This window comes from Nocardioides baculatus (genome assembly GCF_016735675.1).
Taxonomy (GTDB): domain Bacteria; phylum Actinomycetota; class Actinomycetes; order Propionibacteriales; family Nocardioidaceae; genus Nocardioides; species Nocardioides baculatus.
Window position 1 is genome coordinate 625,543 of the sequence record NZ_JAERSG010000003.1, and the last position, 19,984, is coordinate 645,526.

Below are 19,984 nucleotides of genomic sequence, written 5' to 3' on the forward strand. Positions count from 1 at the left end.
GTGCGCCGCAGCCTCCTGGTCACCGCGGCCGCGGCGATCTCGATGGTGCTGCTGGCGCTGCTCGTGCCGATGGCCATCCTCGTGCGCAGCTATGCCCTCGAGGACCGCCTCGCACGCGCCGCGCTCGAGGTGCAGGCTGTCGAGACCGTGGTGTCGGGACAGGACGAGGGCATCGTCGGGCAGTACGTCGACCGGCTCAACGCGGACAGCACCTCGCAGGTGACCGTGCTCTACCCCACCGGACTGGCGATTGGCCCCGACCCCGGTGAGGACGCGCGGGTCCTCGACGCCCGCAACACCGGGCGCGCGCGGGTCGACGACGTCGACGACGGCTCGCAGATCCTCGTGCCGGTCTCGCGCGGCGGGAACTCCGCCCTCCCCTCGCAGACACCGGTGATCCGGGTGATCGTGGACGAGCCCGGCCTCGACTCGGTCGTCGGCGTCGCCTGGGGCCTCCTGGTCGTCCTCGCCCTCGCACTGCTGGCGGGCTCGTTGGTGGTCGTCGACCGGCTCGGCCGCTCGTTCGTGCAGCCGATCCGGCAGCTCGCCGAGCACACCCAGACCCTCGGCCGCCCCGGCGCCGCCGCGCCACTCGCTGCGGTCAACGGACCTCCGGAGGTGCAGGAGCTCGCCGGTGCCGTCGACCGCCTGGTCGGGCGGATCCAGCTGCTGCTCACCCGCGAGCGCGAGAACGTCGCCGACCTCTCCCACCGGCTCCGCACCCCCGTCACCGCGCTGCGGCTGCGCGTCGAGGGCGTGGCCGACCCGGACCTGCGCGAGCGTCTCGGGAGCGACCTCGACTCACTCCAGGCGACGGTCGACGAGATCGTGCGCGAGGCCCGGCGCTCCGAGCGCGAGGGCCTCGACCCGCAGACCGACGCGGTGTCGGTGCTCGCCGAGCGCGTACGCCACTGGGCGCCGCTCGCCGAGGACCAGGGCCGCTCGTGGGAGACCGACCTGGCGACCTCCGGGCCGTTGGTCCGCGCCAGCCGCGCCGACCTCGAGGCCCTCGTCGACGTGCTGCTGGACAACGTCTTCTCGCACACCCCCGACGAGGCCGGCGTACGCATCACGCTCACGGCCGCGGCCGACCGCGTCGACCTCGTCGTCGACGACGCCGGTCCCGGCCTGCCGGCGGGCCTCGACGTCACCGGCCGGGGGGCCAGCGGCGCCGGCTCGACCGGGCTCGGCCTCTCGATCGCGGCCCGCACCGCCGAGGACGCGGGCGGTGAGGTGACCACGGGTGCCTCGGACATGGGAGGAGCCCGGGTGGCCGTCACGTTGCGGACGGCCTGACCCGGGCTCCTGGTCGAGCGGGGTGCTTCTCCGTCAGGCTGCGGTGACCTTCAGCGAGCACGCGCTGCCGCCGAGTGGCGTCACGGTGAGCTTGAAGGTGTCCTTGCCGGCGGTGTTCCTGCGGAAGGTGTCGAGGTCGAGCTCGCCCTCGCCGTCGGCCTTGAGGGTGCGGGTGACCGCGAGGTTGCCGTTGTGGCGGATCGCGACCTTCCAGGTGCTGAAGGCCTTGGCGCCGTCGAGGTCGGCGTCGACGTCGTAGCCGCCGCGCTCGCGGTCGACGTTGAGCTCGAAGGTCGCGCCGGCGCAGGTGCCGCGGCGCTCGACGTCGGCGTGGGCGGGGGTGGCGACCAGGACGGTCGCGCCGGCAGCGGCGGTGGCGAGCAGCGTGGTGGCGGCGATGGTCTTCTTCATGGGGTTCTCCTCGGGTGGTTCGGGTGGGTGTGGGTGTGGATCGGTGGGTCAGCCGCCGAGCGAGCCCGTGCAGGGCTCGCCGTCAGCAGGGGTGAACGTGACCTCGTAGGTCGCGTCGCCGGGGTTGCCGGAGGCGAAGACGTCGACGTCGATCTCGCCGTCCTCGTCGGTGGTCCGCTCGCCGGCCAGGAGCGAGGTGTTGTCGCGGAGGACCTCGACGTCCCAGAGCTCGCCGGGTCCGACGGACTGCAGCTCGGCACCGACCTCGGTGCCGCCGTCCTCGGCCTCGGCGCTCAGCTCCCAGGTCGCACCGCCGCAGGTGCCGCGCTCGGTGGTCTGGGTCTCGACGGCAGCGTCGACCGCCCACCACGAGCCCAGCCCGACCACGACCGCCGCTGCTGCGACCCCACCGATGACTGCCTTCTTCTTCTGCACGGTTCCTCCTCGTCGTCCGACGCCGGTTGCGACGTCGTGGGACGAGGTTCGTGCGAGCGCGGCTAACCGCGCTCCAGCCGGTGGCTAAAGGTGGGTTAAGGCCTCCTGGCCCTCCTGAGCGGTGGTCCACCCACATTTCGTGGCGCCCGCATGTGGGTGGGCCACCGCCCGTCGGCGTGGCGACCGCGACGCGCGACTGAGCGGTGGTCCACCCACCTTCTCGGCGTCAGGAATGTGGGTGGACCACCGCTGCGTGCGCAGCGTCAGGAGGCAGGTACGTCCCGCTCGATCTCGGCCAGCCACGCAGTCCCGCGAGCGTCCGACGGCATCCGCCAGTCCCCGCGGGGGCTCATCGTCCCGCTGGCGCTGACCTTGGGGCCGTTGGGCAGCGCGGACCGCTTGAACTGGTTGGCGAAGAACCGCTTCACGAAGACCTCGAGCCAGGTCCGCACGTCAGCGAGGTCGTACGACACCCGCGCGTCGTCGGGGAAGCCCGGGGGCCACTCCCCTGCCTCGGCGTCCTTCCACGCGTGCCACGCCAGGAAGGCGATCTTGCGGGGGCGGTAGCCGTGGCGCACGACGTGGGCGAGCGTGAAGTCCTGCAGGTTGTAGGGGCCGACCGTGTCCTGCGTGGCCTGCGGCTTCTTGCCGTCCTCGGTCGGGATCAGCTCGGGGGTGATCTCCTGGGTGAGGATCTCGCCGAGCAGCTCGCCGACCTCGGCCGAGAACTCACCGTGGCTGATCACCCAGCGGATCAGGTGCTGCACGAGCGTCTTCGGCACGCCGGCGTTGACCGTGTAGTGCGACATCTGGTCGCCGACGCCGTAGGTGCACCAGCCGAGCGCGAGCTCGGACAGGTCGCCGGTGCCGACGACGATGCCGCCGCGCTGGTTGGCCAGCCGGAAGAGGTAGTCGTAGCGCAGCCCGGCCTGGACGTTCTCGAAGGTGACGTCGTAGACGCGCTCGCCGTCGGCGTAGGGGTGGCCCATGTCCTTCAGCATCTGCTCGGCCGCCGGCCGGATGTCGAGCTCCTCGAAGGTGACGCCGAGTGCCTGCGAGAGCCGGGTGGCGTACGACTTGGTGGTGGCGCCGGTCGCGAAGCCGGGCATCGTGAAGGCGAGCACGTCGCTGCGCGGCCGACCGAGCCGGTCCATCGCCTTGCACGCGACGATCAGCGCGTGCGTCGAGTCGAGGCCGCCACTCACGCCGATGACCGCCTTGGGCGTGCCGATGGCGTTGAGCCGCTGCTCGAGGCCGGAGACCTGGATGTTGTAGGCCTCGTAGCAGTCGAGCTCGAGCCGCGCCGGGTCGTCGGGCACGAACGGGAACCGGTCGACCTTGCGCATGAGGCCGATGTCGCCCTCGGGCGGGCCGAGGGCGAACTCGACCTCGCGGAACTCGTCGGCCGTGTCGTGCGTGCGCCGGTTGTCGTCGAAGCTCCCCTGCCGCAACCGCTCCTGGCGCAGCCGGTCGAGGTCGACGTCGACCACCGTGCGGCGCGGGCCGTCGGGGAACCGTTCGCCCTCGCCGAGCAGGTCGCCGCACTCGTAGACCATCGTCTGGCCGTCCCAGCTCAGGTCGGTCGTCGACTCACCCTGCCCGGCCGCAGCGTAGACGTACGCCGCCGCGCACCGCGCGCTCGCGCTGCGGACGAGCAGCCGGCGGTCCTCGGCGCGGGCGACCGTGATCGGCGAGCCGCTGAGGTTGGCCAGCACCGTGGCGCCGGCCAGTGCGGCGCGGGCGCTCGGCGGCACCGGCACCCACATGTCCTCGCAGATCTCGACGTGCATCGACAGCCCCGGGACGTCGTACGCCGTGAAGACGAGGTCGGGCCCGAACGGCACCGTCTCGCCCCCGATCTCCATCCACTCGCCGGCCATGTCGTCGCCCGGCGCGAACCAGCGGCGCTCGTAGAACTCGCGGTAGTTCGGCAGGTAGGCCTTGGGCGCGACGCCGAGCACCTCGCCGCGGTGGATGACCACCGCGCAGTTGTAGACCCGCGAGCGCCACGCGATGGGCGCACCCACGACGAGGACCGACATCAGGTCGGCGCTCGCCGCGACGATCTCCGCGATCGCGTCCTGCACCCCGGCGAGCAGGGTGTCCTGGAGGAAGAGGTCGTCGACGGAGTAGCCCGACAGGCAGAGCTCGGGGAACACCGCGACCGCCACGTGGTCGTCGTGGCAGGCCCTCGCCTGGGCGATGACCTCGGCGGCGTTGGCGGCGGGATCGGCGAGGTGCACCGGCAGCGTGCACGCGGCGATGCGCGCGAAGCCCTGCGCGTAGGCGGAGTAGAAGTCCACGTGCTCACTCTAGGGAGTGGGCGTCGCGACGAGGCCGACCGCGACCGCGACGTCCCGCATCCGGGTGTCGCCACTCGCCACGATCTGGAACCCGCCGGTCCGGAACTCCCAGGCCACCAGGTGCCACTCGTCCCCGCCACGCGTCTCCTTGCCGAACCGCACGGGCGCGACGAGCAGCAGGAGCGTGTCCTCGTCGAGGAACCCCTGCGCCGTCAGGTGCCCGTTGTCGCTGTACTCCGAGCTCGGCTCCTCGATCGGCGCGTACGCCACCAGTGCGCCGGTGGCGGTGTCGACGACGACCGGACCGGCGTACGCGCCGCCGCCGAGGCCGCCGGTCAGCGCCACCATGCCGGGCCCGGCCACCATCCGTTCGCCCCAGGCGATGCCGTCGTCGGTGCGGTGCACGACCTCGCCGTCGCGCCACGTGAGCAGGCTCCCGGAGCGGAAGTCACGCTGGAGGAGCGCACCGTCGGGGTCGACCGCGACGCTCGCGGTGTAGCGCCCGAGGTAGGACGCGTCCTCGTCGCTCCCGTCGAGGCCCATGATCCAGGGCGTGTCCCAGTGGTGCACGAGCACGGCGTCGTCGCCCGCCATCCACTGGACGGCCGGCAGCGTGTCCGACGGCGCGGCGATCTCCTCGGGCCAGGCCAGCACCCGGCGCTCACCCGTCGCCACGTCGACGACCCAGAGACCCTCCTCGGCAGCGAACGCGACGAGACGACCGTCGCTCGAGATGGCGGGCGAGATCACGGGCCGCAGGGTGGAGGCGGCGACCGACGCGGTGCCGGGCACCGCACGCCACTCACCGCCCGGGCTCAGCAGCCTCAGGTCGCGCCCTTCCTCCGGCCAGGCGAGCACGGCCGCGGGGACGGGCTGGTCGAGGACCGACGGCGGGCTCGCAGGCGGGTCGAGATCGTTGCGGAGGACGGAGTCGAAGCGCGGCTCGTCGACAACGGTGAAGGGGTCCCAGACCGGCTGGGTGCCTCCCGCCTCGTCGGTCCCGCGCACCGTCGGGGTCGCTGTCGGCGTGGGGACGGGCGTGTCCACGACCTCCGCGTGCGGCACCCGGTCCTGCACGGCCCAGGCCGCACCGCCGCCGAGCAGCACGACGGCGGCGAGCGCACCGGCGGAGGCACGGCGTACGCGGGTGCGGTGCGCGGCGACGAGGGCGCGGCCGGCGAGGTCGGGCGACGCGACGTGGTCGGTCGCCTCGCGGAGCACGTGCTGGAGGTCGGTCACGGTGTCCTCCCGATGAGGCTGATGAGCTCGGGCGCTCCGGTGCGCAGCCGCGCGAGGGCGGCGGCGTTCTGGCTCTTCACCGTCCCGATCGAGACGCCGAGCACGTCGGCGGTCTCGCGCTCGGTCAGGTCGTCGAAGTGACGCAGCACCACCACGGCACGCTGGCCGGGCGTCAGGCGCGCCAGCGCGCGTCGTACGACCAGCGCGATCTCCGGCTCGTCGCTCGACCCGGCGTCGTGGAAGGAGTCGGTCGGCACGTCGCGACGGCGCCGCCACCACGAGATGTTGTCGCGGGCGATGATCCGGAGGGCGTACGCCGTCGGGTTGCCGTCGGCGAGCCGCGACCACCGCAGCGCCACCTTGGTCAGCGCCTCCTGGACGAGGTCCTCGCCGCGGTGCAGGTCACCGGTGAGGAGGTACGCCGAGCGCAGCAGCTGGCGTTGCCGCCCCGCCGCCCACTCGGTGAATCCCTGCTCGTCCACGCGACCCCCTCTCGCACACTCAACTGCACGGGACCCCGAAATGGTTGGGACGAGTCGCGCGCCGGAGTAGTCCACCGGGAAATGGCTGTCCCAGGGCCCGTACGACGACCAAAAGCCGGTGGACTACCCCGGCGGCCGGCGTCCACAGTGCGGTCATGGCCCTCGAGATCACCCGCTGCGAGTCCGACGCCGACTACGAGGACTGGCGGCGGGTCAGGATCGCGGTCATCCCCTACGAGCGGACGCAGTCGCTCGACGAGCTGCGCCGGGGCGACACCCCCGACCGGCTGTTGCTCGTGGCCCGCGAGGACGGTGCCGTGGTCGGCCACGGGCTGGCTGCGCTGTCGGACACGGCCGGCGGCGGGACGGTGATCCCGCGGGTGCTCGCGGAGCACCGCCGGAAGGGCGTCGGGACCGCCCTGCTGGATCGGCTCACCCAGCACGTCGTCGGGCTCGGCACGCCCGTCCTCCGCTCGGGCGCCGACGACGACGGCGCCCTGGCCTTCGCGCACCGCTTCGGCTTCGAGGAGGTCAACCGCGAGGTCGAGCAGACCTTCCGCATCACCGGTCCGATCGCGGTGCCGCCCGCACCGGAGGGCGTCGAGGTCGTGACCGAGCAGGAGCGACCCGGGCTGTGGGCGGCGGCCTACGAGCGCTTCGGCCGCGAGGCACTGGCGGGCTTCGCCGTGGACACGCCCCTCGACGTGAACCCGTCGCGCTGGGCGACCACGTGGCTGGCCGACCCCCAGTTCCTCGCCCTGCACGACGGCGAGGTCGTCGGCTGTGCCGGTCTCGATCGCGACGCCGACACCCCGATCCGCGCCGAGAACGGGCTGACCGCCGTGCGCGGCGACTGGCGCGGCCGCGGCCTCGCGGTGCACCTCAAGATGCGGGCGCTGGCGTGGGCCGCCGACCACGGGGTCGAGGAGGTCTACACCTGGACCCAGGACGGCAACGCCGCGATGCGGGCCCTCAACACCCGGCTCGGCTACGCCACGACCCGCACCGGGATCCAGCTGGCGCGACGGCTGGCGGACTGACTCTTTACCTTCGTCGGTGGCCACGGCTAGCGTCGTGGAGGTGCGCTCCTCCCGCCGTGCCACCCCGCTGACCCTGTCCGTCGCTGCCCTGGCCGTCGCGCTGCTGGCACCCCTGCCGCCGTCCGACGCCGGTCCGGCCGCCGCGGCCGACCAGGCGAGGCCGGCCGTCGCCGAGCGGCAGGCACCCGCGCTCCGGGTCCGTACGGTCGCGCGCGGGCTCCAGCACCCGTGGGACGTGCAGCAGGGTGCGGGTGGCCGGCTGATCGTGTCCGAGCGCGACCGCGCCCGCCTCAGCGTCGTACGCAACGGGAAGCGGCGCACCCTCGCCAACCTCGCCAAGCAGGTCTGGGTCTCGGGCGAGACCGGCCTGCTGTCGCTCGCCGTCGAGACCACACCGCCCACGCTGTGGGCGTGCCACGGGTCGTCGAAGGGTGGCAACCACGTGCAGGTCACCCGCTGGCGGATCGACTCGAGGTGGAAGACGCTCAGCAACCGCAAGACCGTCATCTCCGGCTTCCCCTCGACGTCCGGGCGCCACGGCGGCTGCCGGTTGCTGCTCGACCGGGACAGCGACGCGCTGCTGATCGGCACCGGTGACGCGGCGGTCGGCACCAACCCGCGCAACCTCGACTCGCTCGGCGGCAAGGTCCTGCGCGTGCACCGGCGTACGGGCGCGCCGATGGCCGACAACCCCTACGCCGACGCCACGACGGCCCGGCGCTTCGTGTGGACCTACGGCCACCGCAACGTCCAGGGACTCGCCCAGCGCGCCGACGGGTCGCTGTGGTCGGTGGAGCACGGCAGCTACCGCGACGACGAGGTCAACCTGCTCGTGAGGGGCGGCGACTACGGGTGGAACCCGGTCCCCGGCTACAACGAGGAGGTGCCGATGACCGACCAGTCGCTCCCCGGCACCCAGCAGGAGGCGGCCTGGTCGTCCGGCACCCCGACCATCGCCACCTCCGGCGCCGCCTGGGTGCGCGGCTCCCAGTGGGGCGCGCTGGAGGGGACGCTGGCCGTCGCCGTGCTCAAGGACGCCGAGATGATCTTCCTGCGATTCGACGACAACGGTGCGCTCGTCTCGGAGACGCGACCGAGGTCGCTCACGCGGTTCGGCCGGCTCCGCTCGGTGACGTCCGCGCGCAACGGCGACCTGCTCGTCACCACCGACAACGGCGACGGCGACCGGATCCTGCGGATATCCCCACGCTAGAGCCCGCGGGTTTGAGCCGCCCCGGGTCGCGGGAAGAAGGGATGCATGACGCCTCCCGCGACTCCGCCGGGTCCCCCGGATCCCACGCTCGACGACCCGATGCTGCGCGTCCTGCGCGAGCGGCACCCCGAGGTCGACATCGTGGTCCTCCCGCAGAACGCGCCGGCGCCGGTCGCGCCCGAGCTGGCTGCCGTCGACCGCGACGCCCTCGCCGCCGGCGTGGAGCGGCTCGTCGACGACCTGCTCGCCCGGCTCGACCTCGGCGACCGCACGGCGACCCGCGAGGGGCGGTGGCACACCGACGAGTGGGACCAGACCTGGTACGAAGCCGTCGCCGTCGTCGGTGACCTCGGCCGCGGCGACAACATCACCCTCCTCCGCAGCGCCGGCAACGCGCTGATCGGGCTCGGCTGGCAGGCCCGGCCGGTCCCGGGCGACCGCCCCCGGCTGGTCGCCCGCCGCCGCGGCGGGTTCGAGGCCGCCGCCACCGTGCGACCCACCTCGCTCGTGGTCACGGTCCGCACTGCCAAGGTCCGTGTCTCCGAGGAGGTCGCGGGATGACGATCCAGATGTGGACCGCCACGCTGCAGAAGGCGCGGACGGCGTGGGAGGAGCAGTCCGAGGGCCTCAACGGTCCCCGCAAGAACCTCGCGCAGGCCGACCCCGCCCTCCTCGGCGACGCCGTCCAGGGCGCCGCCGACGCGTTCCTCACGACGTGGGAGCAGCGCACCCTCGTCCTGCGCGACCAGGCCTCCGGCCACGCCGACGCGCTGGCCCAGACGATGTACGACTTCCTCGTCACCGACGCCGAGAGCGTCGAGGCCACGCAGCAGCTGCTGCTCTGGGAGGACCGCGGCACGCTGCCCGTCCAGGCGGTGGGCCCGTGACCACGATCGCCGTCCCGGCCTGGCTGCCGACCGAGCCCGAGCTGAAGGTCACCGAGGCCTCCGGCGCCGTCCTCACCGACGTACGTGCCGCGGCGACGGCCGTCAGCGACGTCGCCGAGTGGGCCCGCGCCAACGGCGCACCCGCGGACTTCAGCGGCGACGCCGCCGAGGCCGCCGACCACGCCGTCACCCGGTTCGCCACCGACACCGACGCGGTGGGCGCCGCGCTCGAGCGGGGTGCGCTCGCGATCGACGTGTTCCTCACCGCGATGCGCGTGCGTCGCGCCGAGCACGCCGAGCTGATGCACCGACGCCAAACGCTCAACAACGAGCGCGAGGACCTGCTGCGCCGGATCGAGGGAGCGACCGAGGAGCAGGTGCCCGGACTCCAGGCCGACGCCGCGCAGCTGCGGAGCCGGTTCGCGGCCTACCAGCGCGACCTCGAAACCTGGCGCGACCGCGTCGACTCCGACGAGCAGGCCTGCGTCCGGGCGCTGGGCGCCGTCGACCAGCTGGCCGAGGGCCTCTCCGCCGCGGCCGACCGCGGCCGCACCGACACCGAGGCCCTCAAGGCGCAGCTCACCCGCCTCGGCACCGACACCGACGCCGTCAACGCCTGGTGGAACGGTCTGTCCCAGGCCGAGCGCAACGCGCTGATGATCAGCGACCCCGACCTGGTCGGCAACACCAACGGCATCCCGACCGGCGATCGCGACGAGGCCAACACCTCGGCCGTGCAGCGCGACATCGAATACCTCCTCGGCAAGCAGGCTGCCGGCGACGAGCTCAGCGCGTCGGAGCAGCGCTGGCTCGAGAACGCCCGGTCCATCGAGGTGGCCGTGGCCAACGCCCGCACCGCGGAGTACGCCGAGCTCGACATCGACGCCTTCGTGATGGCCTACCAGCCGCACGCCTTCGGAGGCGACGGCATCGCCGCGGTGGCCTACGGCGACCCCGACACCGCCGACCACACCGCCGTCTACGTGCCCGGCATCATGCAGGACGGCACGCAGATCGACGAGAACGGTCTCCAGGCGCTCAACCTCTACCAGGAGACGGCCGCCAGCATGGCGGGAGAGGTCCCGCCGCGCGCCGGATCGGTCTCCACGATCGCGTGGATCGGCTACGACTCCCCCAACTTCAACCCCGAGTCGAAGATGCCGTGGGACCTCATCGACTCCGGCGGCGACGTCGGCCACACCGTCACCGAGGCCAACGCCCAGGCCGGCGGCGTCGCGCTCTCGCAGTTCGTCGACGGTCTCAACAGCACCCACACGGGCGGCGACCAGCCCCACCTGACCGTGATCGGTCACAGCTACGGCTCGACCACGTCGTCGTACGCCGCCGCGGGCGGGATGGAGGCCGACAGCCTGGTCCTGATCGGCAGCCCCGGCGCGAGCGAGGGCGTCCACCACGCCTCCGACCTCAACATGCCCGAGGGCCAGGTGTTCGTCGGTGCGGCCGACAACGACCCGGTGTCGTGGCTCGGCGGCGAGGACGGCCTGTTCCCCGGCACGTGGGACGACAGCCTGGGCCTCGGCGCCGACCCCGCGCAGCACGACTTCGGTGCGACGGTCTTCGCGGTGGACAACGGTCAGGAGTTCCACGGCACCGGCCTCGTCACGACCGGCTTCATGGAGAACCACACCAACTACTTCGACGACGGCAACCCCGCCCTCGCCAGCATGGCCGACGTGGTGTCCGGCAACTCCGACGCGGTCGTCGACACCGGGGGCCGCACGCAGGAGGCACACGACTACCTCTACGACTGGGTCGGCGGAGAGGTGCAGCACCACGTCGTCCAGCCGGTCGTCGACACCTACAACGACGTGCGCGACGGCGTCGTGGAGACCTACGAGGGCGTCCGCGACGGTGTGGTCGACACCTACGAAGGCGTGCGGGACGGCGTCAACGACGCCGTCGACCGGGCCGGGGAGGCGTTCGACGACGCCTGGGACACGGTCTGGCCGCCGCGATGGCCGTGACGGCTACGTTGGGTCGCATGCGGACCGCACTCACGATCCTCTCGCTCGGCGCCCTCCTCGTCGCAGCCACGGCGTGCTCGTCCTCGACGGGCGGTGACGACGTCTCGGCCCAGGACCGGGAGCAGGAGGTCGTCGACGTGGTCACCGAGGCGGTGCCGGTCGTGCAGGACGCACTCGGCGGCACCAAGGTGCTCGTCGACGGATCGTGGGGCTCGTGCCCGGGAGGGGTCGGCCACCGGTTCTCCGGCGGCGGCACCATCACCGCACCCGAGGGCGACGCGGCCGCGCAGCTCGAGGCCGTCCGAGCCGCGCTCGTCGACGCCGGGTTCGAGGACGAGACCCAGGTCGAGGACCACGTCACCGTCGCGCGGGACGAGGTGGATCTCGACATCGCGCAGCAGCTGGCCGCGAAGACGCCGGGCACGTGGAAGGTCAGCTTCAACGGGCCCTGCAAGCGCTACTCCGGTGACGACGAGGACTACGTCAAGGCCCAGAACCTCGAGGGCGCACGGACCCTGCTGCCCTGACCGGACCGCGTCGTGTGACAGCCGACACAGGGTCCTACCGACGGGTTCGGGACTAGCCTCGGGACATGGCTGAAGAGACTGCTCCCTACGGCTCGGGTCCGTCCACCGCCTCGCAGCAGGGGGCTCCCGCGAAGCGGGTCCGCACCCACCACCTGCGCGAGATGAAGGAGCGCGGCGAGAAGATCACCATGCTCACGGCGTACGACATGTACACCGCGGCGACCTTCGACGAGGCCGGCATCGACCTGCTCCTCGTCGGCGACTCGGCCTCCAACAACGTCTACGGCAACGAGACCTCGCTGCCGGTCACCGTCGATGAGCTGCTCCCCCTGACCCGCGCCGTGTCGCGCTCGGTGCGGCGCGCGATGGTCGTCGGCGACCTGCCGTTCGGCAGCTACCAGGCCTCGCCCGAGCAGGGCTACCTCACCGCCGTCCGCTTCATGAAGGAGGCGGGCGCGCACTGCGTCAAGCTCGAGGGCGGCGCCGAGATGGCCCCGGTCATCGAGAAGTGCACGAAGGGCGGCATCCCGGTGATGGCGCACATCGGCTTCACCCCGCAGAGCGAGCACACCCTCGGCGGCTACCGCGTCCAGGGCCGCGGCGACGCCAGCGACCGCGTCATCGCCGACGCCCGGGCCGTCCAGGAGGCCGGCGCGTTCGCCGTCGTGATGGAGATGGTGCCCGGCGACGTGGCGGAGCAGATCAGCAAGGAGCTGGTGATCCCGACGATCGGCATCGGCGCCGGCGCGGGCTGCGACGGCCAGGTGCTCGTCTGGCAGGACGCCTTCGGTCTGCGCACCGGCAAGATGGCGCGCTTCGTCAAGCAGTACGCCGACGTGCACGGGGTGCTGCTCGAGGCCGCCAGGGCGTACGCCGACGACGTCCGCGGCGGGACCTTCCCCGGCCCCGACCACACCTTCTGACCGGCTAACCCGTGTAGGCCAGTCCCCACCCGAGCCAGGCGGCACCGCCGAGCACGGTCCCCAGCCACACGAGGGCGACGACGACGGGCAGCACGATGACCGTGCGCGGCCGAGCCGTGAACCACTGGATCGCGAGCAGGAACGCCACCACCCACACGACGCCCAGCACGACGACGACCCACCAGGGCGTGCCGACGACCACCGGGGTCGCGCCGATCAGGAAGGCGACGCACGCCATCCCGATCATCCCGGCGAACGGCCAGGGCGACAGGGGCTCACGGACGGGCGGTTGCGGCACTCCGCCACGCTAGCCGGTGACAACGGCGGCCCAGCAGGGGACGATCGTCATCCGACGACGCGAGGAGCCACCGTGAGCGAGACCCCTGCCAAGAAGACGACGGCGAAGAAGGCCGCCGCGAAGGCACCTGCGAAGAAGACCGCCGCCACGAAGGCGCCCGCGAAGACGACAGCGAAGAAGTCCACCGCCAGGAAGACGACAGCGAAGAAGGCACCGGCGAAGAAGACCCCGGCCAAGCGGGCACCGGCCAAGAAGTCAGCTGCGAAGAGGACCTCGAGCGCCGCGACCCCCACCCCGCCCGCACCCAAGCCGGTGGCCCCCGCGGCACGACGTACGGTCGCCGGACGCGCACTCGACGCGGGTGCGCAGGCGGCCAGCACGGCGGCCCTGGTGCAGCGGGTCGCTCAGGAGACCGCCGAGCGCGTCGCGGCCGGGACCGCCGCGCGCGTCAGCCAGCAGTACGAGGCGGCGATCGCCGAGCTGACCAGGACGCTGGACAAGAACACCAAGCGCGCCCTGAAGAGCGTGCGCGTGGCTGCGGACCTCGCTCAGGCCGCCTCGCCCGTGAAGGGCAAGAAGGGCAAGAAGAAGTGATCAGCTGTCCGGGGTGCCGTCGGTGAGGCCGTCGCCGGAGGCGGGACCGTTGTCGTTCCACTTCGGGTCGTTGTCCCAGTCGTCGTTGCGCTCCTGCACCTTCTCGAGGGCGCGGGAGGCCTCCTCCGCCGAGGCGTAGGGACCGAGCCGGTCGGCGTTCTTGCAGCCGTCGCGACCCTCGACCGTGTGATGCGTCAGGCAGAACCAGTATTCGTTCTCGCTCATAGCCGGAACCTACACTCGCGTGGTGCCAGTCGTATCCCCCGCAGAGGTGTCAGCGCGCCGCGCGGTGCCTGCCCACATCGTCCGCCCCGAGTACGTCGACCGCCCGGCGCCGGAGCGCTTCACCGGCGACGAGGTCAAGGACGCCGAGACGATCGAGCGGATGCGCGTCGCCGGCCGGCTGGCCGCCCAGGCCCGTGAATTCGTGGGCTCGCACGTCGTCCCCGGGGTCACCACCGACGAGCTCGACCGGATCGGCCACGAGTTCCTCTGCGACCACGGCGCCTACCCCTCGACCCTCGGCTACCGCGGCTTCCCGAAGTCGCTGTGCTCGAGCGTCAACGAGGTGATCTGCCACGGCATCCCCGACTCGCGCGTGGTCGAGGACGGCGACATCGTCAACATCGACATCACCGCCTTCATCGGCGGCGTGCACGGCGACACCAACGCCACCTTCCTCGCCGGCGACGTCGACGAGGAGACCCGGCTGCTCGTCGAGCGCACCAAGGAGTCGCTCGACCGGGCGATCAAGGCCGTGAAGCCCGGACGCCGGGTCAACATCATCGGCCGGGTGATCGAGGCCTACGCCAAGCGCTTCGGCTACGGCGTCGTCCGCGACTTCACCGGCCACGGCATCGGGACCGCGTTCCACTCCGGCCTGATCATCCCCCACTACGACGACCCGCGCTTCGACGACGAGATCCGCGTCGGGATGACCTTCACCATCGAGCCGATGCTCAACCTCGGCACCCCCGACTACGACATGTGGGACGACGGCTGGACGGTCGTGACCAAGGACCTGCGCCGGTCCGCGCAGTTCGAGCACACCCTCCTCGTGACCGAGGATGGCGCCGAGGTCCTGACCCACCCCTAGAGTTCTCCCTGAGTGGGTCGGCCGGGCGGCCGCGGCTCCGCACTTCGGTGAGGAGTCGAGGAAGGTCCGGGCTCCACAGGGCAGGGTGGTGGCCAACAGCCACCCGGGGCAACCCGCGGGATCAGTGCCACAGAGAACAGACCGCCGGTCCGTGCTTCGGCATGGCACCGGTAAGGGTGAAACGGTGGTGCAAGAGACCACCAGTGCGCCGGGCGACCGGCGCAGCTAGGCAAACCCCACCCGGAGCAAGATCAGACAGGATGCGTTCGAGGGCGGCCCGCCCGAGCATCCGGGTAGATCGCACCAGGCGGCCGGCAACGGTCGTCGCAGATGGATGGTCGCCCCCGCGCAAGCGGGACAGAACCCGGCCTACAGGCCGACCCACTCCCTACAGGCCTCTGACCTGCGAAAACGTGATCACAACACCGCTGTAGTCCGCAGATAGTCCGCAAGAGAAAACTCTTCCGTCTTCAACTACCGTCGTTGATCGGCCTGAATCGCCATCGAACCGGCGCGTCCCGACCTAGGGTCGCGGTGTGTCCGAAGGTCCCGACGAGAAGCGGGCGAAGCTCCGGTACGCCGGCGTGTGCCGGGTCTGCGAAGCCGAACTGGCGGCCCGCGTGGAGGCGATCTACGAGCGCTCAACCAAGACCGTCCGCTGCCTCGCCTGCAGTATTGATCCGCTGGTCGAGGAAGGCGCCCCGCACCCGTCACGAGACCCCTCTCCCCCGCTGGTCGAGAGGAGCGCTCGCGCAGAACCGCTGGTTGAGGAGGGCGCTCCGCGCCCGTCACGAAACCAAGATCCCCTCGACTCCGGCACGCCAGGCGCCTCAGCCCGCCGCGAGTACGAGCGCCGCCGGGCCAAGGACGAAGCGAAGGTCCGCGAGAAGCACCCCAAGCTCGGCGGCCTGATCCTTGCCCTGTCCGACGAACGGCAACCAACGAAGGCCTGGGACACCGGTGCCATCGGCGAGGAGCGACTGGGCCAGAAGCTCAACGAGCTCGCTTCTGACACGCTCCGGGTCCTCCACGACCGCCGCATCCCTGGCACCCGCGCCAACATCGACCACATCGCCGTCACCTCAACCGGCGTCTGCGTCATCGACCCCAAGCGCTACCCGAGCCACCGTCCGACGCTGAAGGTCGAGGGCGGACTCCTCCGTCCCCGCACAGAGAAGCTGCTGGTCGGTGGTCGCGACCGCACCAATCTTGTGGATGGCGTCCTCAAGCAGGTTGGCCTCGTGCGCGCCATCGTCGGAAAGGGCGTTCCTGTCACCGGGGTCCTCTGCTTCATCGATGCCGACTGGCCGCTGATCGAAGGATCCTTCACGACCCGCGGAGTGGAGGTCCTGTGGCCAAAGAAGCTCTACTCGCGTCTCACGGTGCCAGAGCCACTTCAGCTCAACGTCGCCACTCTGCACCGATCCATTGCTGAAGCCCTCCCGCCCGCCTGACTCGCACAACCAATTCACTGCAGACTCAGCACCCAGGGTCGTCTGCCCGATGGGGCAGGCGGCGGCGACGGTCGAGACGCCCAACTCCGAAACGCGGACGGCACTGCGATGTTCGAGGCTTCATGCGGCCCTCGTCGCCGTTTTTAGCAATGGGCAGCGTCGCCTTGTTCTGAGGGTCCGTGACACCCCCATACGTCCGCACCGCCTACACTCGCCGTGTAGCTGCGGGCCGCATGTGTCCCACTTTGACGGTTAGCGCTCCGCGCATCCTGAGAACGGTAGACAATCTGGGATCTTGTCGAGCCACACCTCAGGTTTCCCTTGGTTTGATCGTTTGCGGGACTGAGCAGCGCGGTCACGCTTATGGTGCCGGAGGCAGCGACTCGGGCTCCTGCGCCCGTGGTGAAGCCTGCTGTCGTCGACACACCACGCGGAGTTCCTCAATGTCTCGATCTGCTAGCCGTCTAGTTGTGGCTGCGCTGGCCCTTGTTACGTCTCTGACCATCGCGCCGTGGGCATCCGCCGAGGACTGGACCTCGGTGCGGGGTGGCGCAGGCCGCAATCCCGCCAGCACGTTTGATCCGGGAACGTCATTCGGAGTTGCGTGGCAGTCGACCACTGTCTCACCGAGCGCACCAAGTTGCGTGGTCAAAGCCGGCGGACGCCTCTTTTCGATGGTGGTTGCTCCGAACCCGTCGCAGGTTCGTCTTGCTGCATTCGATACGTCCGACGGCCGCGAGATTTGGACGACGGGCACCTTCGCGCCAGCAGGCCCTACTTGCCCCGCAACGGACGGGCAGCGCGTCTACGTGGGCACCGGTTATGGCATTGCCGCATACCGAGTCGCGGACGGCACTCAAGCTTGGCGCACTGACATGGACAACGGAGGGGTCTGGGGAGGACCTGTCGTCGCCGAGGGGCACGTCTACGCCCAAGGCCGTGACGATCTGTGCGGCGAGTACGAGGGTGTGGTGCGCGGGTGCACGTTCTCCTTCGCAGCAGAAGACGGAGCCCTGCAGTCTCGCGTCGCCGTCTCGGGGCTCGATGGTGCGCCCGGCAACAACAGCGCCCCGCTCGTGAACGCCGGCGTCGTCATCGGGCACGACCCTCAGAAGACCTACTGGAGCGCCCGAGAAGTGGTCGCCCGATCGCTCTCCGACGGCGCAGAGCTGTGGCGGGATACGCGGACGTCGCTCTACGGGCAACCGGTCGCGGACGATGGCGTTGCCTACTACCTCAGGGAACCTAACGTCGACACGCCTGGGCGCTTCACGGTTGTCGCACGCAACGTACAGACCGGTTCCGTCCTGTGGACGCATTTGCTTGGCCAACAGGAATACCCGTACGAGGTAGCCGTCTCGGCCGACAAAGTGTTCGTCTCCTATTACTTTCATCCCGACGGCAACTTCCCCGGTCAAGTGATTGCGCTGGACCGAGCGACTGGGGCCACGGAGTGGGCAACGTCTTCGACGTTGCCTGGAGCACCCAGCGGCCTCATCGTGGCCGGCAGGCGGCTCTTCGCGGGATCTCAGGTCTTCAACGTGGACACTGGAACCGTTCGTGAGCTGACCACACCCTGGGCGGCTTCAGCGGGCTCGGCACCGGCATACGCAGACGGAACCGTCTATTACTGGCGCGCCATCAACGCTGGCGCCGCAACGCTGGTCGCAGTTCGAGACATCGCAGCACCTACAGCACTCGAGTTGAACCCAAATCCGGTCGAATTCGCGACGACAAACACGCCGAACTTCTCGTGGCGAACCGATGATGGTGAAGGGTCCGGACTGGCATCGCATCAGGTCATTGTCGAGGGCTTCTCCAGCTCTAATGTCCTACCGGGTTCGGCCACGTCTTGGCAGGCAACCCCGGTGCCCGACGGCACCTACTCGTGGCGTCTGCGCACAACTGATCGAGTTGGGAACGCCAGCACGAGCAGTGCTAGGACGTTAGTTGTCGACACCGTGCCGCCACCGTCCTTCGACCTTTCCGTTCCATCAGGTTCGACTGTCGCGACGGAGGCCGATGCGGCGCTCCGGTGGACCCCGGCCGTAGATGTCACATCGGGCACCGTGCGTTACGAGATTCTCGTCGACGGAAATGTCGTTGCGACGGTCCCGGCAACAGCCTGCGCCACTGGTGGATGCGCGAGCGATCCCTTATCGGCTCTCACTGACGGCGTGCACACGGTGGCTGTGCGCGCAGTTGACCGCGGCGGGCTGTCCACCATGAGTCAAACCCACCAATTGACTGTCGCTATCCCGCCGACGGCTGCCTTCGGTGCTAAGCCGGGCGTGATTATGACCGGGCAGAGCGTGAATCTCAACGCCTCGGGCTCTCGCGACTTTAACGGAGCGTTGTCGCTCATTGAGTGGGACCTGGACGGGAACGGGACTTTCGGTGACGCGCGCGGTGCAGCCGCGAGCACCAGCTTCGAGTCGGCCGGTCCGCACTCTGTGGGGCTGCGGGTGACCGATGCTGCCGGTCTCACGTCTACGACCTCGACCACGGTGGACGTGCGCCCCGCCCCGCCCCTGGGCGAGATCGGCGTTTCAATCAACAACGGGGACATCGCCACTAACGACCCTGAGGTGCGGTTGTCTGTGGTGTGGCCACCTTTTGCGAGCCACGCCCTTGTCTCGAACGACGGAGGCTTCGGTGCTCAGGGTGGAACGACCACGCTGCCATTGGCAACCTCGGTCCCATGGACATTGAGGTCTTCGGGTGCTGAACGCCTTCCAAAGACGATGTATGTGCGGTTCAGAGGAGCCGGGGACCCGAATGTGAACTACACCGACGACATCATCCTGGACGAGACCGTGCCCTCGCTGCAGAAGGCCGCACTGTCCGACATCGCATCGGCCAGGCGCAGCGTCGAAACGGACGAGTGGAATCCGCGCGCCGCACCCCGGTCGTACCGCATTAAGGTTGTCGGCTCTGACGTCGCATCCGGAATCTCCCGCGTTGTGGTTGCCACTAAGAAGAGCGTCAGAGGCGCCCGCACAGTGACGCTCCGTGGACGCACCCGCCTCGGGATCAGGAAGCTCGACAAGACCGTCGTGGTTCGGTCCATACGCCCGCCGCGATGGGTCTGCGTCCTTGATTCGGCCGGTAACCCTTCGAAGTGGAGGCGATTGTGAGTGAGGGACGCGGGACGACGACCTCCTCACGATCGTCGACGACGATGTCGAGCACTTTGCCGAAGCGAGTCTTCGACTCGGCGTAGTTCACCGTCTTCGTCATCCTTCATGAGCAGGACCGTACGTACTCGACGACCCTAAGAACATTGGGTTCTATGCGCCGGGCACTTCGACTCCACTCCCCTGAGGCCGCCCGAGCACAGAATCGATCGCCTCCCGTGTCCGATCGTCCGAGTCCGGCCACAGGTGGCTGTAGGTGTCGAGCGTCTCGGACGCGGAAGCATGCCCGAGGCGCGCCTGGACGGTCTTGACCGACTCGCCGTACCTGATGAGCAGCGAGGCGTAGTAGTGGCGCAAAGCGTGCATCCCGGGTCCGGTGGCTTGGTTCAGTCCAGCCACCTTCGCGACGGGACGCCAGACGTGGCCGAAGGCTTGGCGGGTGATCGGACGGCCGTCGAGGGTGAAGACAAGGTCCTCATCGCCGATGTCACGAGCTGCCAGATGACCGTTGAGTGCGTCGACGACGGTCGCCGGCAACGGGATCGTGCGGTAGCTCGCTCGCGTCTTGAGCGGGCCGAACTCCGTGACGCGGTTGAGTCGCGTCAGCAACTGACGGTCCACGGTCACAACCGGGTTGGCGCCGAGCAGGCGGAGTCTGTTGCGG

The 19,984-nt window shown here is 70.5% G+C and carries 20 protein-coding genes and 1 other RNA gene; 13 read left to right on the plus strand and 8 right to left on the minus strand.

All coding sequences use genetic code 11. The annotated features are described in order from the left end of the window. A complete protein-coding gene (locus JI751_RS12680) occupies nt 1–1,296 on the plus strand; it encodes a sensor histidine kinase (protein ID WP_201936781.1) in 1,296 nt (431 codons plus the stop codon). Between the two features lie 33 nt (nt 1,297–1,329). On the opposite strand, the gene JI751_RS12685 is transcribed toward JI751_RS12680, so the two are convergent. The 5 genes from JI751_RS12685 to JI751_RS12705 all read right to left on the minus strand — a co-directional run bounded on the left by JI751_RS12685 (nt 1,330) and on the right by JI751_RS12705 (nt 6,166). Continuing rightward, the gene (locus JI751_RS12685) at nt 1,330–1,707 is read right to left on the minus strand and encodes a hypothetical protein (RefSeq protein WP_201936783.1); all 378 of its coding nucleotides are present in this window, start codon (nt 1,705–1,707) and stop codon (nt 1,330–1,332) included. Nucleotides 1,708–1,755: 48 nt separating this feature from the next. Further along, nucleotides 1,756–2,142 (minus strand): hypothetical protein, encoded by a 387-nt coding sequence (locus JI751_RS12690; RefSeq protein ID WP_201936786.1) that lies wholly within the window; start codon nt 2,140–2,142, stop codon nt 1,756–1,758. A gap of 263 nt (nt 2,143–2,405) precedes the next feature. Continuing rightward, complete coding sequence (locus JI751_RS12695; protein ID WP_201936788.1) at nt 2,406–4,445, minus strand: NAD(+) synthase; 2,040 nt, start codon at nt 4,443–4,445, stop codon at nt 2,406–2,408. A 9-nt stretch (nt 4,446–4,454) separates the two neighbouring features. Then, entirely contained in the window at nt 4,455–5,684 is a 1,230-nt protein-coding gene (locus JI751_RS12700) for a hypothetical protein (protein WP_201936791.1), read from the minus strand. Continuing rightward, on the minus strand, nt 5,681–6,166 hold the full coding sequence (locus tag JI751_RS12705) for a SigE family RNA polymerase sigma factor (RefSeq protein ID WP_201936794.1): 486 nt from the start codon (nt 6,164–6,166) through the stop codon (nt 5,681–5,683). Before JI751_RS12705 ends, JI751_RS12700 begins: the two co-directional genes overlap by 4 nt. A gap of 155 nt (nt 6,167–6,321) precedes the next feature. On the opposite strand from JI751_RS12705, the gene JI751_RS12710 reads away from it, so the two are divergent. From JI751_RS12710 to panB, 7 genes are all read left to right on the plus strand, one after another. Continuing rightward, entirely contained in the window at nt 6,322–7,206 is an 885-nt protein-coding gene (locus JI751_RS12710; RefSeq protein ID WP_201936797.1) for a GNAT family N-acetyltransferase, read from the plus strand. 40 nt (nt 7,207–7,246) lie between these two features. Then, nucleotides 7,247–8,419, plus strand: coding sequence for a PQQ-dependent sugar dehydrogenase (locus tag JI751_RS12715; protein WP_201936800.1), 1,173 nt, complete (start codon nt 7,247–7,249; stop codon nt 8,417–8,419). Nucleotides 8,420–8,464: 45 nt separating this feature from the next. Beyond that, the gene (locus JI751_RS12720) at nt 8,465–8,980 is read left to right on the plus strand and encodes a hypothetical protein (RefSeq protein ID WP_201936803.1); all 516 of its coding nucleotides are present in this window, start codon (nt 8,465–8,467) and stop codon (nt 8,978–8,980) included. Then, nucleotides 8,977–9,306 (plus strand): hypothetical protein, encoded by a 330-nt coding sequence (locus JI751_RS12725; RefSeq protein WP_201936805.1) that lies wholly within the window; start codon nt 8,977–8,979, stop codon nt 9,304–9,306. Before JI751_RS12720 ends, JI751_RS12725 begins: the two co-directional genes overlap by 4 nt. Then, complete coding sequence (locus JI751_RS21860) at nt 9,303–11,291, plus strand: alpha/beta hydrolase (RefSeq protein ID WP_201936807.1); 1,989 nt, start codon at nt 9,303–9,305, stop codon at nt 11,289–11,291. Before JI751_RS12725 ends, JI751_RS21860 begins: the two co-directional genes overlap by 4 nt. Nucleotides 11,292–11,308: 17 nt before the next feature. Beyond that, entirely contained in the window at nt 11,309–11,818 is a 510-nt protein-coding gene (locus tag JI751_RS12735) for a hypothetical protein (RefSeq protein ID WP_201936809.1), read from the plus strand. A 65-nt stretch (nt 11,819–11,883) separates the two neighbouring features. Then, nucleotides 11,884–12,741 carry a 3-methyl-2-oxobutanoate hydroxymethyltransferase gene (gene panB / locus JI751_RS12740; protein ID WP_201936811.1) on the plus strand — a complete coding sequence of 286 codons (858 nt, stop codon included), beginning with the start codon at nt 11,884–11,886 and terminating at the stop codon, nt 12,739–12,741. Between the two features lie 4 nt (nt 12,742–12,745). Here panB and JI751_RS12745 read toward each other — a convergent pair whose 3' ends face one another. Further along, nucleotides 12,746–13,039 (minus strand): hypothetical protein, encoded by a 294-nt coding sequence (locus tag JI751_RS12745; protein WP_201936813.1) that lies wholly within the window; start codon nt 13,037–13,039, stop codon nt 12,746–12,748. A 72-nt stretch (nt 13,040–13,111) separates the two neighbouring features. Between JI751_RS12745 and JI751_RS12750 the strand changes: the two genes are divergently transcribed. Beyond that, nucleotides 13,112–13,633: a hypothetical protein gene (locus JI751_RS12750; RefSeq protein ID WP_201936816.1), complete on the plus strand. Its 522-nt coding sequence runs from the start codon at nt 13,112–13,114 to the stop codon at nt 13,631–13,633. Here JI751_RS12750 and JI751_RS12755 read toward each other — a convergent pair whose 3' ends face one another. Further along, nucleotides 13,634–13,858, minus strand: coding sequence for a hypothetical protein (locus JI751_RS12755; protein WP_201936817.1), 225 nt, complete (start codon nt 13,856–13,858; stop codon nt 13,634–13,636). 22 nt (nt 13,859–13,880) lie between these two features. Between JI751_RS12755 and map the strand changes: the two genes are divergently transcribed. The 4 genes from map (at nt 13,881) to JI751_RS12775 (ending at nt 19,320) form a co-directional block, all read left to right on the plus strand. After that, nucleotides 13,881–14,729 carry a type I methionyl aminopeptidase gene (map, locus tag JI751_RS12760; protein WP_201936819.1) on the plus strand — a complete coding sequence of 283 codons (849 nt, stop codon included), beginning with the start codon at nt 13,881–13,883 and terminating at the stop codon, nt 14,727–14,729. Nucleotides 14,730–14,742: 13 nt separating this feature from the next. Then, an RNA gene (gene rnpB, locus JI751_RS12765) (RNase P RNA component class A) lies at nt 14,743–15,117 on the plus strand. 148 nt (nt 15,118–15,265) lie between these two features. Continuing rightward, on the plus strand, nt 15,266–16,183 hold the full coding sequence (locus tag JI751_RS21865; protein WP_201936821.1) for a nuclease-related domain-containing protein: 918 nt from the start codon (nt 15,266–15,268) through the stop codon (nt 16,181–16,183). Nucleotides 16,184–16,653: 470 nt separating this feature from the next. Beyond that, nucleotides 16,654–19,320: an outer membrane protein assembly factor BamB family protein gene (locus JI751_RS12775; RefSeq protein WP_201936823.1), complete on the plus strand. Its 2,667-nt coding sequence runs from the start codon at nt 16,654–16,656 to the stop codon at nt 19,318–19,320. 153 nt (nt 19,321–19,473) lie between these two features. Here the strand turns inward: JI751_RS12775 and JI751_RS12780 are convergent, their stop codons facing one another. After that, the gene (locus JI751_RS12780; protein WP_201936825.1) at nt 19,474–19,941 is read right to left on the minus strand and encodes a tyrosine-type recombinase/integrase; all 468 of its coding nucleotides are present in this window, start codon (nt 19,939–19,941) and stop codon (nt 19,474–19,476) included. Nucleotides 19,942–19,984: the final 43 nt, after the last annotated feature.